We start from the raw sequence: 15,111 nt of genomic DNA, 5'->3' as shown, positions 1-15,111 counted from the left end.
CGGTGGCTATCTCGAAACCGGGCGGGAGAGCAGCGTGCGCTTCTATTCGAAATTCGGCTTCGAAGTAAGCCGCCAGATCGAAGTGCTGGGCGCAAAGATCTGGCTCATGTGGCGGGAGGGGAAGTGAGACGGAATTTGATGAGATCATCAGGAGCACTGCTGACTCGTTTTGGCGTGCTGGCGTTGTTGGTATTGACGGGAATGGCCGCCGACCTAACGCGTGCGCAATGGGAGTCATTGCCGGAGGAGAAAGTGCCGACGGAGCGGCCCGGCATCGCCGTGCAAATTGATCGACGGCATCTCAAGTTCATGGGATTCGATATTCATGAATCGACTGAAGATACGATTGAGTCGGTGCGCCTTAAGCTTGGAGAGACGCGTGACTCGGGAAATGAGAATATTTCGAACTGTGCCTGCTATGTGGCCGCAGACACAAACGATGAGACAGCGGTAGAATTTTGCACCGGACCTGTGGGAGGTTTTCATAATCTGTCATCGTTTCGAATCGCAGCAAAGCAGGATCGGTATTTCCATCGTCATTTGTGTGAAAAATCAGCAAGGGTAAACGGGCTGGTCGCGACGGAAAGCGGCCTTCGGATAGGGTTGGAGAAAGAGGCTGTAAGGGCGATACTCGGCAAGCCGCTTGAAGAGAATGAGTTCGCTTGGCGCTATACCTACCACTTGCTTGTTAAGCGGCCATTCGAGGACTTGATGGGTTCATCAAAGTCCTTGGATTGCAGGATCGATCAGCCCGACAGTTGTTACTTAAGGATATACTCCGAGATCTTGGTGAATTTTCTGGATGGAAAGGTGACTGGAGTTTCCGTAGGGAATGGGATCGCATGGTAACTTGGTAAGGCCTATTCTGGCGCGCTTTCACATTTACGCCCGGCCCACTACACTTCGTGTTGCGCGAATTGATCCTATCTGCCGCCGGAGACTAAGGACATGTCAGTGATTTCCACCGCGATCGAGCGGCTCCCCATCCTGCGTTCGCGCGGAATCTACTTCGATGAAAAGATGGTGGGCTATCACGTCCTGCAGACCGGGCCGCGCAAGGGTGAGCGTCTGGACTTTATGTTCACTGCCGCGGCGCAGAGCGAGACGATTCCCGGCTTTTTCGGCGCAGGCGGTGGCGTGATCGCCCTCGATGGTGAAGTGAAGGCCGAGGGGCTTGCTGCGAAGAGTCCCATGCGCGGGACGATCCGGATGGATCCGCGCGCGAAAGTCGGAGTGATGACCTACGACTTCGATTTTACCGGCGATGATGGCAAGCCCTACCACTTCCACGGCTTCAAGAACCGCGAGGGCCTGGTCGATACGCTTTATGGGAAAGTGCTCGATTTCGAGGGCGGCCTTGTTTCGGAAGGGACGACCTACTTCGACTACGACGAGCTCTGGAAGTTCGTCCGCAGCTTCAAGCTGGTGTGAGTGACGCAAGCTGTTTCACTGAAAAGGCGCCCCGAAGGGGGCGCTTTTTTTCTTCGGGGCGGCCGTGGTCTAGCCTTTGTGCTTCCAGGAGAAACGCAATGAACCCAATCGAGAACCAGCAGATTCTGCTCAAGTCCCGGCCCGAGGGAATGGTGTCGGCAGAGAACTTCGAATCGAACATACAGACGATCAGCGATGTGCCGGAGGGCAAGGTGCTGGTTCGCAATGTCTATCTCTCCATCGACCCGGCCATGCGCGGGTGGATGAGCGACCAGAAGTCCTACATGCCACCGGTCGGCATCGGCGAAGTGATGCGCGGGATGAGCGTGGGCGAGGTCGTGGAGTCCAAGGCTCCCAGCGTGAAGGCCGGGCAGCTCGTGAGCGGCATGCTCGGCTGGCAGCAGTACGCACTCGCCAAGCCCACGCAGCTGACGCCGCTGCTGCCGGGAATCTCGCTCACCGACGCCATCAGCGTGCTGGGCATCACAGGTCTTTCTGCCTACTTCGGCCTGCTTGAAGTGGGGCTTCCCAAGGAGGCGGAGACCGTGCTCGTCTCGGGCGCCGCGGGGGGCGTGGGATCGGTGGTCGGGCAGATCGCGAAGATCAAGGGTTGCCGTGCCGTGGGCGTGGCGGGTAGCGCGGAGAAATGCGCGCGCCTTACATCCGAATTCGGCTTCGACGCGGCGATCAATTACCGCGAGGGCGAGCTCGCCGCGCAGGTGCGCGAGGCCTGCCCGAAGGGAATCGACGTCTTCTTTGACAACGTGGGCGGCGAGATCCTCGACGTCGCGCTCGCCAACATCCGAAAGCACGGGCGCATCGTGCTCTGCGGTGCGATCTCCCGCTACAACGAGGCCGAGCTTTCACCGGGGCCGCGCAACTACATGTCGCTCATCATCAACAGCGCCCGCATGGAGGGCTTCATCCTGATGAACTACGCGGGCAAGTTCCCGCAGGCAATGAAAGAACTGGGCACCTGGGTGGGGCAGGGGCGCATCAAGTCGGCTGTCGATGTAGTCGATGGCCTGGAGCGCGCCCCCGAGGCGCTGCTGCGTCTCTTTTCCGGTGCCAACCAGGGCAAGCAGCTCGTGAAGGTGGGGCCGGAGCCGGCCTAGCGCTTTCTCCACCTGCCCAGCAGGCCGCCGGGGCGCCGCGAGGAAGTGCGCTCGACAAAAAGCTTCTCGCCCAAACCCTCGCGCAGGGCGAGAAACTCTTCGGTGCACTCGAGGACGGGTTTGCCGCCCAGAATCTGAATGAGCAGTTTGACGAGCGCGTCCTCCATGGCGCCGCGCCGCGGCGGCTTGCGAAGGAACTCCACCTTTGGCTCCTCGCGGTAGAGTACGTCGAGGTCGTAGCCGCTCATGACCAGCACCGGAATGTCGCGCCCCCAGGTATCGGTGCGCAGGTCGCGCAGGAATTCCTTGCCATCCATCTCGGGCATGACGTGATCGAGAATGATGACGTGGGGGCGGTGCTGGCGCACCACATCGAGCCCGGCCGGGCCGCTGGGCGAGACGAACACGTTGGCGCCAAGAAACATCTTCGAGAGCAACTTACCCGTCAGGCGACCGATCCGGGGATCGTCGTCCACTACCAGGATTCTTCGGCTCGGTGCGTCCATGTCGTTCCTCAGGCCGGCGGCCGCGCGTTCTTCTCCGGCTGGAGAACCTTTGCCATTGTTTGAAGTAGCTGGTCGGCGGTGTAGGGCTTGGCCAGAAACTCGATCTTTCCGCCGGCAATGCCGCGCCGGGCGGTCGCATCGTCGACATAGCCGGAGGTGTAGACCACCGGCACATCGGGCCGTGCCTTGCCGAACAGGTGCGCAAGCTGGCTGCCCGAGCCATCGGCCATGATGACGTCGGTAAAGAGCAGATCGATCTCTCCCTCATAGTCCTCGCAGATTTCGAGCGCCTCGCTCACGCCTTCGGCGGTCAGCACGTGGTAGCCCGCGCGCTCAAGGACGCGGCGCGCGCCCTGCAGCAGGCGGCCCTCGTCTTCTGCAACGAGCACGGTTTGGTGCATTCCCGGCATTTCGGGCGTGCTCTTCGTTTGCGGCGCCACGCTCTGGGGCGGGCGCGCTTCGAGCCGCGGGAAGTAGAGCCGGAAGGTGGTGCCGCGGCCCTCGGCGCTCTCGCAAAGAATGGTGCCGCCGGCCTGGGTGACGATCCCGTAGACGGTGGCAAGCCCCAGGCCCGTGCCGCGCGAGCGCTTGGTGGTGAAAAAGGGCTCGTAGATGCGGCTCAAAATGGCAGGGGGAATGCCCGCGCCCTCATCGCGCACCTGAAGGACCAGGTACTCGCCCGCCTGCACGGTGGCATCGGGATGGACAATGGGCTCACGCACTTCGGCCTCGTAAACCGAGACTTCCACAACGCCGCCGTCGAGCATGGCGTCGCGCGCGTTGACGCACAGGTTGAAGAGAATCTGCAGGAGCTGCGCCGGGCTGGCGGCGACGTAACCGTCGGGGACCGCCAGGTTGAGCCGCACGGTGTAGCGCTCCCCCAGCAAACGGCGCAGCGCGGTGGTCGCGCGCTGGGTGACGGCCACGAGGTCGACCGGATCGGGCGCGTCGATCTGTTTGCGGCTGAAGGTCAGGAGCTGCGAGGTCAGGCCGGCTGCTTCTTCGTTGCATTCCGAGAGCGAGTCGAGTGCTTCCTGCCCCTCTGCACTGAGGTTTGTCTCATGGCCGAGCAGTTCGATCGCCAGCGCCACCATGGTGAGCTGGTTGTTGAAGTCGTGGGCGATGCCGCCGACGAGCTGGCCGAGGGCTTCCATTTTCTGTGCCTGCCGGAACTGCGCTTCGAGCAGGAGTTGCTCGGTCACGTCGCGGGCGATGGCGACGTAACTCTCCACCTCGCAGTCGCGGCCCAGCACGCAGGAAATCGTATAGTCGACGTCGGCCTTTGAGCCATTCTTCTTGCGCAGCGCAACGCGCCCGCTCCAGGATTCGTTCTCTCGCGCCTGGCCCAGCCCTGTTTCGAGCAGGGCGTCGCCCTCGGGCGGCGAGCCGAAGATCTCCAGGGGCGTGCGCCCGATACTCTCGCCGGCCTCGTATCCGGTCACGGCTTCATAGGCAGGGTTGACGTATTCAATGACGCCGCGGGCGTCGGTGGTGACGACGATTTCACCGGCGTGATCGACCGCGTTGGCCAGGCGTTCGACCGAGCGCAGGGCCTCAATGGCCTGGGCCTCGCGCTCGCGCCAGCGGGAAATGATGTAGGAAGAAACGCCGTAGGCGATAAAGAGCATGGAGATGCTCGAGACTGCGCTTCCCAATATCCAGGAATTGCTGGGCGTGCCGCCGAAGCGATCGAAGGATGCAAGCAGCGGCGCATAGGGCAGATAGCCCAGGCGCTCGGCGACGATCGTGGCAACGGTGATCGCCGTGCCGGTCCAGATGGCATACCAGATGACGCGGACTTCGAAGAGCAGGAATCCCAGAAGCGCGCCCGCGATGAAGGCGACGGCGACCGGGCTGGTGAACATGCCCACGGCATAGGCGACCAGGGACACCGCGACCGACCAGCTCTGAAGCGTAAGATGCAGGTGCAGGCGGCTGCTTCGCCCCGCGCGCCAGAGCAGGGCGCCCCACGTAGTCAGAACGAGCGCCCAGAGCGTTGCGAGTTTTACCACGGTTCCCGTCAGGGCGAGCATGGAGCGATTGAGATAAGCCTCAACCCCCGGATGATCCATCAAATAGTGGATGCGCAGGATGTAGAAGACGCAGAAGGGAAGGGTCAGTCCGAGAATCAGGACAGTCTTCTGCGTCTCACCGGCCTCGATCAGCCCGCGCAAATACCAGCGCAGCCGCTCGGACAAGGGATAGGGCGGTTTCTCCAAAAGATGATCGGCCATGCTGTTCCCCCCAGCATTTGCCCACGAATGGTGCTTTGGCCCCATTTGGGGCAGTCAAAAGTGATTCGTACACTAGTATAGCACACCGGGCCCAAAATTGCTTCGGGAAAGGCGGAGAAGGGGGCAGAAGCGGGGTCAGGAGGGGATCAGGCCCCGCTCTCGCGGATCTCATACTTGGCCGCGAGTCCCAGCGTGAGCAGCACGCCCAGTAGAAAGAGCCCGCCCGAATAGCCGAAGACCGCGAAGGCTTCCTTTGCCTCGGAGCGTCCCATCTCGGGCCCATACATACCGGCAAATAGCCAGACAAAGGGGTAGAGAAACCCGCCGCCGGCGCTGAGATACGAGGCCGCAAGTTTGAGCTTCTCGGGCGCGTCGAGCCTTACCAGAAAAAGCAGGAGTCCCAGCACCATGGCGGCAATGCCCGTGGCGTGGAAGTGGTAGCGCTGGTAGTAGCGCCAGTTCTTGCCCGCCTCGGCCGCGATCTTGGCTGCCTTCTCGGCCGGATCGGCCATGGCCTGGATCTTCACATTGCGCTCGAGACCCGCGGCGATCTTGTGCTCGAACATGGCCTCGTTTGCGCCAAAGAGAATGGCGATGAACACCCCGCCGGCCATGCCGGCAATTGCGAGTAGAAAGGGAATCTTCTTGAGCATCGTGTGCCTCCATACGCCCTGGAACCGGGCACCGTCGGAGTATATCAAGTCTCCCCCCCGGCGTATATGGCGATGCGCAGGTGGCTGACCGACTTTGCAACAGCCGAAGATTCCGATGGTGCCAATGGGGATAACACGATAGTTTGAAAATGCGGGTTCGTTGAAATTGGGGCACAGGGGAGATCGTCATGTCTGCAGACGCTGGAAAGAATTCGAACTCGATGGGTCAGATGCTCGGCATAGTCGGCGGGTTGGTTGCAGGACGGTACTTTGGGATCCAGTTGCTCTTTCCGGGGATTGGCTGGGCGCTGGGAGCATTCCTGTTCGGAAAGCTCGGCCCTGAGCGATCAAAGCCTTTTTCCGGCGCGCTCGCGGTGCAGATGGGCCAGTTCGTATGGTTCATTTCGGCCATTGTCATCCTGCCTGATCTGTGGGGGGCAGTCGCATTTGATGTTGTGTTGTTGGCGGTCGGGATCCTTTGGTTGCTTCTCGCGCCGGGTCTTGTCTCTGTGATATTTTTGACCGTTTATCAGACTGTCGTTCTGGCTATTAATGTCGTTTCCGTTATGGGCATGGGGGGCGGCGGCGAGCAGTTTAAGCCCTTGTTGTTGCACATCATTCTTCGCATCCTGGCGATCTTCCTGCTGGGGCAGGGATATGCAACTTTTCACGCCGCTTCGGAGGTTACGCCGCCGAAAATAGCGTTGTAATTTTATAACTATTTGTAAATACAGATGTATTCACGAGTCCATGAAAATAAATTGACTGGAACGCCCGCTCCATGATATTCAAAGAATGATACGTCATTCCGCTTTATTGGAGGGGGCAGTCATGAAGGCGAACGGAGCGAAACGGGCGAGCGGGGCAAAGGGGGGTACCGACCACGAGGTGATCATCGTGGGCGCGGGCTTTGGCGGCATGGGGGCGGCAATCCAGCTCCAGCGCATGGGGATTGGTGATGTGCTGATCGTCGATCGCGCCAGCGACGTGGGCGGCACCTGGCACCTGAACACCTATCCGGGGCTGGCCGTCGACATCGCGTCCACGACCTATTCGTATTCCTTCGAGCCCAACCCCCACTGGTCGCGGGTCTATGCCAAGGGCGGCGAGCTCAAGGCCTATGCCGCGCACGTGGCCGACAAGTACGACCTGCGAAAACTCATGCAGTTCAACACTGAGGTCGAGAAGGTCGTCTACGACGAGAAGGACCACACCTGGACCGTGCACACCGAGGGCAGGGCGCCCGTCACCTCGCGGCTGCTCATTCTTGCCACCGGTTTTCTCTCCCAGCCCAAGTATCCCGACATTACCGGTCTGGGTTCCTTCGAGGGGAAGGTCATTCACACCGCCAAGTGGGACCACGATTATGAGCTTCGCGGAAAGCGCGCGGCCGTGATCGGCACGGGCGCCACGGCGGTGCAGCTCCTGCCCGAGATCGCGCCGTTGCTCGCCCACATGGACGTCTACCAGCGCACGCCCATCTGGGTGACGCCGAAGTTCGATACGCGCATTCCCGAGGGCGTGCAGACACTCTTCGAAAAGCTTCCCGTGACCCAGCGCCTGGCGCGCTACTTCACCTCGAGTGTGCTGGAGATGCTGATGGTGGTGGGGGCGCTGCACTTCAAGGAGTTCAAGTATCTCACCCGCTCGGCCGAGCAGGCGTGCAAGGCGCATTTGAAGCGCCAGATCCCCGATCCCGAGCTGCGCCGCAAGCTCACGCCCGACTACAACTTCGGCTGCAAGCGCCCGACATTCTCGAACGACTATTATCCCACCTTCATGCGTGAGAACGTGGACCTCGTTACCGACGGCATCGACCACATCGAGGCGGACGGCATTGTCGACCGAAGCGGAAAGAAGCGGCAGATCGACGCGCTCATCCTGGCTACGGGATACAAGGTCTGGGAGAAGGGGAACTTTCCGGCCTTCGACGTCATCGGCCGCGACGGCGTGGAACTCGGCCAGTGGTGGAACGAGCACGGCTACCAGTCCTATGAGGGGATCACCGTTCACGGTTTTCCCAACATGTTCTACTTCGCCAGCCCCTATGCCTTCACCGGCCTGTCGTATTTCTTTGCCATCGAGGCCCAGATGAAGCATGTCGAGCGCTGCATCAAGGAAATGCGCCGGCGCCGCGCCGATGAATTCGAAGTGGGCAGCAAGGCCCAGGCCGATTTCGTGGCGAAGATGAAGAAGAATTTGAAGAGCTCGGTCTTCGAAAACGGCCATTGTGAGACTTCCAACAGCTACTACTTCAACCAGCACGGCGACTCCACCCTGCTGCGCCCCACGCCCACGGCGCTCTCGCTGTGGAATGCGAGCCGGTATCCGCTGGGGGATTATGCGTTCGCGTGAGCCATTGGAGCAGCATTGAACGAGAAAGCCCGGCGTGAGCCGGGTTTTTCCGTTCCTGTTTTCAGGGGATTGGGAAGTTCCCAAACTGCGATCTTCGAATTACTCCGCGATGTTGATCACAATCTTCCCCCGCGAGCGCCCGCTTTTGCTGCGCTCGTAGGCGGCGTTGATTTCCTCGAGTGGGTACTCGCTGTCGAGAACCGGTTTGACCTTGCCTGCCTCGATCATCTCCCGCAGGGTCTCGAGATCGCGCGTGTAGCTCTCGACCCAGATCGAGGTCGATTTGGGCGCGCCGGGTGTCAGGCGCGCGCGCAGGTTGCCGAGCATGGCGCCCGCGTGGCCCGAAGTGGTGACGAAAGTGCCGCCCTTTTTCAGGAGCGCGCGGCAGCTGTGAGGGGTCTCATAGGCCGTGACATCGAAGACCATGTCGAAGTCGTCGCTTTTCGTGCGGTAGTCGCCCGCGGTGTAGTCGATCACCGCGTCGGCGCCCAGGGATTTCACGAGTTCGATGTTGCGCTCGCTGCACACGCCGGTGACCTGCGCGCCAAGCGCCTTGGCAATCTGCACCGCAAAGGTGCCCACGCCGCCGGAGGCGCCGATGATCAGAACGCGCTTGCCGGCGCCCAGGTCAGCAAGCCGGAAGGCCTGCAGCGCAGTGAGGGCCGCAAGCGGCACGGCGGCCGCTTCCTTGTGGGAGAGGTTGGCCGGCTTTTTTGCGACGCGCTTGGCGGCGATCTTCGCGAACTCGGCGCACGCCGCCGTGCGAAGGCGCATGTCCATGCCGTAAACCTCGTCGCCGATCTCAAGCCCGCTGACCTGCGCGCCCTTGGCCACGACCACTCCCGAGAGGTCGTCACCGATGATGAAGGGCCGCAGCCCCCCGATGTTGGGGACAAAGGAGGTCAGCGGCTTGTTGAGCTTCCAGTCCTTGGGGTTGACCGAAGAGGCATGGACCTGCACGAGCACGTCGCCGGGTCCCGGCTCGGGTTTGCTGGTCTCACCCACTACGAGATGAGAGCTCATTCCGAATCCGCTGGTGGTGGCTGCTTTCATCTATTCCTCTTCTGCCCAAAGGCCCGCAAGGGCCGGTCGCTTCCACCCGCACGCGGGCGGAGACTGTCCTGCACCGATGCCGCATCGCGGGGAAGGGCTTTACTCTATATATCTTGTTGGACGATGCAGAAGAAATGGTAGCGGGGGGCGGACTCGAACCGCCGACCTACGGCTTATGAGACCGTCGCTCTAACCACCTGAGCTACCCCGCCAGGGGTGTGTCGGTCCTCAGCTTGATTGTGAGGGCCTGCCGGGAGGGCGTTAGCACTCCCGAAGGGCTCCGCCATTTAGCGCAGGCGTGGGCGCTCTGTCAACGCTGGGAGGCGCTTTCAGCGCCCCCAGCGCTTCAGGCACTGCGCGCCGGCGTAGAGGGCGGCAGCGCCGAGTTCTTCCTCGATGCGAAGGAGCTGGTTGTACTTGGCCATGCGGTCCGAGCGCGAGGCCGAGCCGGTCTTGATCTGCCCCGCGCCGGTGGCGACGGCCAGGTCGGCGATGAAGGCGTCCTCTGTCTCCCCGGAGCGATGGGAGACCACGTTGGCGTATCCTGCGCTGGCGGCAAGGCGCATGGCCTCGAAGGTCTCGGTCACGCTGCCGATCTGGTTCACTTTAATGAGGATCGAGTTCGCGATTCCCTTTGAAATGCCCTCGGCCAGGATCTTTGCGTTGGTCACAAAGAGATCGTCGCCAACGAGCTGGCATTTGCCGCCGAGCACGTCGGTCTGCGTCTTCCAGCCGTCCCAGTCGCTCTCGTCCAGCCCGTCCTCGATGCTCACGATGGGATACTTGCCCACAAGCTTTGCATAGTAGTCGACCACCTCGGCGCTCGAGAGGCTGCGGCCGTGCACGTCGTACTTGCCGTCCTTGTGGAACTCGCTGGCGGCGCAGTCGAGGGCAAAGAAGATGTCCTCGCCGGGCTTGTAACCGGCCTTCTCGACGGCCTTGGTGAGCCAGTCGAGCGCGATCTCGTCGTCTTCGAGGTTGGGGGCAAAGCCGCCCTCGTCGCCCACGCTGGTGGCCAGCTTTTCGGCGGCCAGCAGTTTCTTGAGCGCGTGGAAGGTCTCGGCGCCCATGCGAAGCGCCTCGGAGAAGCTCTTTGCACCGGCCGGGACGATCATGAATTCCTGAATGGAAAGATTGTTGTCGGCGTGGGCGCCGCCGTTGATCACGTTCATGAGCGGCACCGGGAGCAGGTGGGCCTGCGCGCCGCCAAGGTAGCGGAACAGGGAGATGCCCAGCTCGTTGGCCTGCGCGCGGGCGGTCGCCATGGAGACGCCCAGAATCGCGTTGGCGCCGAGCTTGCCCTTGTTGTCGGTGCCGTCGGCGGCGATCATCTCGCGGTCCACTGCGGCCTGGTCCTCGGCGTCGAGACCCACGATCTGGGGCCCGATCACCTCGGTCACGTTGCTCACGGCCTTGAGCACGCCCTTGCCCAGGTAGGCATCGCCGCCGTCGCGCAGCTCAATGGCCTCGCGGGTACCCGTGCTGGCGCCAGAGGGCACCGCTGCGCGGCCCAGCGCGCCGCTCTCCAGGATCACGTCGACCTCAATGGTCGGGTTCCCACGGGAATCGAGAATCTGGCGGGCGCGCACGTCACTGATCTGGCTCATTGCCTGCTCCTTGGCCTAAGTTGTCGTCTGGATAGTCCCGGAAACCCCTTCGGCCCGGGCGCGCCCCTTACTTAGCGACGCGCCGCGGGCAGGTCAATTCCGGGTGAGCAAGAGGGAGCGGCGATGGCAACAAAGCCCCGGAAGGGCCCATCAGAGGGCCCGCGTGCCTTCGAGCGGCGGGTCGAGCGGATGCTCGCCCGGCGGGGCGTGCGCGGGCGCGGCTGGCTCGTGGCGCTCTCGGGCGGCGCCGACTCCGTGGCGCTCCTCCGGGTGCTCGTCGCGCTCTCGCCGCGCATGGGGGAGCTCTTCGCGCTCCATGTTCACCACGGGCTTCGCGGAAAGAGCGCCGACGCCGACGCCGAGTTCTGCCGCACGCTTTGCAAGGAGCTTGGCGTGCCGTTCCGCGTGGTGCGCCTCAAGCTCAAGAAGGGCCCGGCGCTGGCCGAGCGGGCGAGGGCGGGCCGCTACCGGTTGCTCGAAAAGGAGCGCGAGCGCCGCGGCGCCAAGTGGGTCGCGCTGGCCCACCACGCCGACGACCAGGCAGAGACCGTGCTGGCGCGCCTGGCGCGCGGCGCGCCGGCCTCGGGGCTGGCGGGAATTCCGGCGGTGCGCGAGCCATTCGTGCGACCGCTCATCGAAGAGAGCCGGGCGAGCATCCTTCACTACCTTGAAAGCCTCGCGCAGGACTGGCGCGAAGATCCAAGCAACGCCTCCGATGCTGCCGAGCGAAACCGCATCCGCCGTAACATCATCCCGGTCATCGAGCGCGAGCTGCGCCGCCCGGTGGGGGAGGCCCTGGCGAGGGTCGGCGCCGAGTCCGCAGAAATCGCGGATTTCATCGGGGCGGAGGCGGCGAAGGCTCGGAAAAAGATCGAAAAGCAGGCGGCGGAAAAGCGGCGCTACAGCCTTGCGGCGCTTGGGAAACTGGCAGCCCCGGTCCGGCGCGAGCTCTGGCGGCAGGTGCTGGGCGATCTCGCCGGTGCCCGCCGCGCGAGCGCGCGGCAGGTGGATGCTCTGGAGGAATTGCTGGCCAGCGGGGAAGGGCAGGTGGCGCTTCCCGGGGGCGCAAAGGCCGGCGTGAGCGCACGCAGCCTCATCATTACTAAGTGAATGAATCTTCATGGCCGGGCCGTTGCCTTGGCGCGCAAGCAGCCGTAGGCTTGGGACTATGAAACTCAAGCACATGACGACGATTGCGGCGCTCTGGGCTGCGGCAACGATGGTCGCAACCGGCGCCCGCGCGCAGGCTCCCTCGCTCGACGAACTGGTGAAGTCCGTGCAGGCCCACTACGAAAAAGTGGGCGATCTCTCGGCCGACTTCGAGCAGGAATCCCAGGTGCTCGGCTCGCGCCGCACGCGCAAGGCCTCGGGCACGGTGAAGTTCAAGAAGCCCGGTCAGATGCGCTGGGACTATGCCACGCCTGTGGTACAGGCCTTCGTCTCCGACGGCGAAAAGTTCTACTACTACAACTCCACCGAGAAATTCGTCGCCATCAAGAAGCTCACGCAAGCCTTCGAATCTCCCACGCCCAACGACTTCCTGCAGGGCCTGGGAAAGCTCGACAAGGCCTTCAAGATTGCTGCCCCCAAAGAAGGCATGATCGATGCTGACGGGCGCTACCGGCTGAGCCTCACGCCGCTCGATCAGCGCGGCGGGTATACGCTCACGCTCATTCTCGAACCCAAGAGCCTGAGTCTGTGGGGCGTGGCCTTTACCGACGCCATGGGCTCGGTCTCCACTGTCCGGTTTTTGAATCTCAAGGAAAATGCCGGCCTCAAGGCGGAGGCCTTCCACTTTGAAGTGCCCGAGGGCGTGAAGGTGAAGCAGGAGTTTTGAGACGCTTCGCTCTTGCACTGCTGATTCTGCTGAGTGCGTGCTCGGGTGGCGGCGCCCAGCAGAATCGCACAGAGACCGATGACTTCGATCTGTTTCGCCGCGCCGATCCCTATTTCAATCAATTCATTGAGAGCGACTCCGAGCTGCTCTGGCGTTTGAGGCCCGGGCGCTATGCGGGCTCCGATCTCTTCGGCAAGGACGCAGAGGTTCAGGAAGTCCTCGTGGGGCCGATGGGCCTTCGCGGCAGCGATCCCGGTGAGAAGGGCGCCCCACGGGTATTGTGCCTGGGGGACTCGGTGACGCTGGGATACGAGCGCGCCTACCCCGAGCTGCTGGCCGAGGAACTGGCTGTGCTGGGCAAGGATGCGCAGGTCATCAACGCCGGTGTTCCCGGATACTCCGTTGCGCAGGCGCGGCGCTGGCTGGCCCGGCTATTGCCGGCGCTCAGACCCGATTTCGTCGTCGTCCTGCTGGGCTGGAACGATGCCAAGGATCTGCTTCGCGGCTACACCGACACCGAGCTCATGGACTCGGGGCTTTCAAGGTTCATCGCACGCTTTCGCGCTCCCTGGAGCGGGCGGGTAGTTGGCTCGGCGCTCACGCGCGAGTCGGGCTGCTGCCGCGTTCCGCCCGAGCAGTTTCACACCGAGCTGTTTCTTCTGGGCGACGCGATTCGAAATGCCGGCGCGCAGCCGCTCTTTGTCACCTATCCAAGCGTGATCGACACGAGCGAGGCGCTTCGTCACTACCCGGGCGAACTCGTCGGTGCACGGCGCGCGCGCCTTGCCGCCCTGCATCAGGCAACGCTCGATGTGGCATCGGCGCTCAACGTGAACGTTGTCGACCTGGCCAAGCGTTCGGAGTCGCTGTTGCGCCGCGGGTATTTCCATGATGCAGCGCGTGATCCGATTCATCCCTCTGCGCAGGGCGCGCGGGAGCTGGCGCGGGCGCTTGCCCCGAAATTGGCGCCAATGATGCGCGAATCTCGTTGACAGAAATCCTGACAATCCTTACAATTTCTTTTAGCTAAGAAAGGAGGTGGTCCGATATATGTACGACTCTACTAGCGAGGTGGCTGAGGCCTAGGACCCACTTCACCAAGGCATGGCTTGCTTGAGACAACAACACTCAGGCCAAGCTGGTTGGTGGGCCGGGTAAAACCAAGCAGTCCACCGAATTGTAAAACTAGTGCCATCAGCAAGGGGCCCCCAACCGGAAAAATCCGGTCGGGGGCCTCTTCTTTTTGGCCTTGGGGCGCCGGCTGGCTAAGCTGGCATCCATCGGGAAAGCGATTGTGACCGCGCCGCAGGGTGCAGGTCCCTGGAGGGATGATGCAGGCGCCTTCAGAAGAGGGCACACGCAAGGGCGTATTTCGCCGCTTGCCGCCGCTCCAGCCGGAAGACTACCTGGGGATTTTGAAGTCCCTGGCGCTGGCCGGCTGGGTGCAGGCGCTGCTGGCGCTTGTGCTGGAAATCTGGATTCGTACTTCGGGTGTCCTGATCTGGCCGCGCATCGGCGGATTCTCTCGCAACTACAATGCCGCGCTCATCGAGTTCGCGGCGATCAATGCGCTGCTCACTGTTGCGCTGCTCTGGCGTGGCTGGCTCGAACGACTTCCCCGCAAACAGATCAAGCGAATGAGGTTCCTGCTCATTCTCGTCATTGTCTGGCAGCTTGCCCATTTTCTGGCGATGGTTCACGTCTCGGGCGCTACCGACGGGCCGATGCTCACGGCATTTCCGCTCATGGCGATGGGGGCCTACCTGCTGCTTCCGCGAAAGGGCGCGCACGCCTACACGTTGCTGCTCATCGCCGGCTATGCCGGGGTGGTGATTCTTGAGGACCGCGGCGTGCTCTTCTCGCCGGGCCTGCTGGCCGCCGCTTTCGACATCGAGGGGGTGGGGGTGATGCCCGGCATGACGGTACTGCTCGTATTCGCCGGGCTGAGCGTCATTGTGGGCAACATCGCGCGGACGCGCTTCGACAGCACCGGGACGATGCTGCACCGGCCCACCATCTTCGATGACCTGACCAAGCTCTATAGCCGCGACTTCCTGCTCGAGCGCGTGCCGACGGAACTGGGCCGGGCCAGACGCCAGAAAGACTCGGTCTCGCTGATTTTTGCCGAGATCGACGGCTTTGATGTGGTCAATTCCGAGCTGGGGCTCGAAGGCGGCGCCGACCTCATTGCGAAGGTGGCGGTGCAGGTCGAGGAATCCATTCGCGCCGAGTCCGATACCCCGGCGCGCTTTGCGCCGACGACATTCGGGATTCTGCTGCCCACGGCGCCGCCCGAGGGGGCGATGGTCGTGGCGCGGCG

Annotated in this window: 14 protein-coding genes and 1 tRNA gene; 9 read left to right on the top strand and 6 right to left on the bottom strand. The window is 62.7% G+C overall.

Annotated features, from left to right (window positions below):
- Positions 1-123 precede the first annotated feature (123 nt).
- The 3 genes from KDH09_14675 to KDH09_14665 all read left to right on the top strand — a co-directional run bounded on the left by KDH09_14675 (position 124) and on the right by KDH09_14665 (position 2,546).
- The gene (locus tag KDH09_14675) at positions 124-849 is read left to right on the top strand and encodes a hypothetical protein (protein MCB0220940.1); all 726 of its coding nucleotides are present in this window, start codon (positions 124-126) and stop codon (positions 847-849) included.
- Positions 850-948: 99 nt separating this feature from the next.
- Positions 949-1,431, top strand: a complete 483-nt coding sequence (locus KDH09_14670) for a hypothetical protein (GenBank protein ID MCB0220939.1) — start codon at positions 949-951, stop codon at positions 1,429-1,431.
- Between the two features lie 98 nt (positions 1,432-1,529).
- Positions 1,530-2,546, top strand: coding sequence for an NADP-dependent oxidoreductase (locus KDH09_14665; protein ID MCB0220938.1), 1,017 nt, complete (start codon positions 1,530-1,532; stop codon positions 2,544-2,546).
- Here the strand turns inward: KDH09_14665 and KDH09_14660 are convergent.
- The 3 genes from KDH09_14660 to KDH09_14650 all read right to left on the bottom strand — a co-directional run bounded on the left by KDH09_14660 (position 2,543) and on the right by KDH09_14650 (position 5,939).
- Positions 2,543-3,052 carry a response regulator gene (locus KDH09_14660; protein MCB0220937.1) on the bottom strand — a complete coding sequence of 170 codons (510 nt, stop codon included), beginning with the start codon at positions 3,050-3,052 and terminating at the stop codon, positions 2,543-2,545. The two genes, KDH09_14665 and KDH09_14660, sit on opposite strands and share 4 nt — an antisense overlap.
- A gap of 8 nt (positions 3,053-3,060) precedes the next feature.
- A complete protein-coding gene (locus KDH09_14655) occupies positions 3,061-5,286 on the bottom strand; it encodes a response regulator (GenBank protein ID MCB0220936.1) in 2,226 nt (741 codons plus the stop codon).
- A gap of 146 nt (positions 5,287-5,432) precedes the next feature.
- Positions 5,433-5,939, bottom strand: a complete 507-nt coding sequence (locus KDH09_14650; GenBank protein ID MCB0220935.1) for a hypothetical protein — start codon at positions 5,937-5,939, stop codon at positions 5,433-5,435.
- A 188-nt stretch (positions 5,940-6,127) separates the two neighbouring features.
- On the opposite strand from KDH09_14650, the gene KDH09_14645 reads away from it, so the two are divergent.
- Together KDH09_14645 and KDH09_14640 are read left to right on the top strand one after the other, a co-directional pair.
- Entirely contained in the window at positions 6,128-6,649 is a 522-nt protein-coding gene (locus tag KDH09_14645) for a hypothetical protein (GenBank protein MCB0220934.1), read from the top strand.
- A gap of 121 nt (positions 6,650-6,770) precedes the next feature.
- Positions 6,771-8,294 carry an NAD(P)/FAD-dependent oxidoreductase gene (locus KDH09_14640; protein MCB0220933.1) on the top strand — a complete coding sequence of 508 codons (1,524 nt, stop codon included), beginning with the start codon at positions 6,771-6,773 and terminating at the stop codon, positions 8,292-8,294.
- Between the two features lie 99 nt (positions 8,295-8,393).
- Here the strand turns inward: KDH09_14640 and KDH09_14635 are convergent, their stop codons facing one another.
- The 3 genes from KDH09_14635 to eno all read right to left on the bottom strand — a co-directional run bounded on the left by KDH09_14635 (position 8,394) and on the right by eno (position 10,954).
- Entirely contained in the window at positions 8,394-9,347 is a 954-nt protein-coding gene (locus KDH09_14635) for an NAD(P)-dependent alcohol dehydrogenase (protein ID MCB0220932.1), read from the bottom strand.
- A gap of 135 nt (positions 9,348-9,482) precedes the next feature.
- Positions 9,483-9,559: transfer RNA gene (locus KDH09_14630), tRNA-Met, on the bottom strand.
- A gap of 117 nt (positions 9,560-9,676) precedes the next feature.
- Positions 9,677-10,954: a phosphopyruvate hydratase gene (eno, locus tag KDH09_14625; GenBank protein MCB0220931.1), complete on the bottom strand. Its 1,278-nt coding sequence runs from the start codon at positions 10,952-10,954 to the stop codon at positions 9,677-9,679.
- A 123-nt stretch (positions 10,955-11,077) separates the two neighbouring features.
- Between eno and tilS the strand changes: the two genes are divergently transcribed.
- The 4 genes from tilS to KDH09_14605 form a co-directional block, all read left to right on the top strand.
- Entirely contained in the window at positions 11,078-12,064 is a 987-nt protein-coding gene (gene tilS / locus KDH09_14620) for a tRNA lysidine(34) synthetase TilS (protein MCB0220930.1), read from the top strand.
- Positions 12,065-12,122: 58 nt separating this feature from the next.
- Positions 12,123-12,791: an outer membrane lipoprotein carrier protein LolA gene (locus KDH09_14615; protein MCB0220929.1), complete on the top strand. Its 669-nt coding sequence runs from the start codon at positions 12,123-12,125 to the stop codon at positions 12,789-12,791.
- Positions 12,788-13,783 (top strand): hypothetical protein, encoded by a 996-nt coding sequence (locus KDH09_14610; GenBank protein ID MCB0220928.1) that lies wholly within the window; start codon positions 12,788-12,790, stop codon positions 13,781-13,783. The genes KDH09_14615 and KDH09_14610 overlap by 4 nt, the downstream gene beginning before the upstream one ends.
- Before the next feature lie 339 nt (positions 13,784-14,122).
- On the top strand, positions 14,123-15,111 hold a 989-nt coding region (locus KDH09_14605), incomplete at its 3' end, for a diguanylate cyclase (protein MCB0220927.1).

The organism is Chrysiogenia bacterium, from assembly GCA_020434085.1.
Classification (GTDB): domain Bacteria; phylum JAGRBM01; class JAGRBM01; order JAGRBM01; family JAGRBM01; genus JAGRBM01.
The sequence above is the reverse complement of the archived record's forward strand: the minus strand, read 5'-3'. Positions and strand labels throughout refer to the sequence as shown.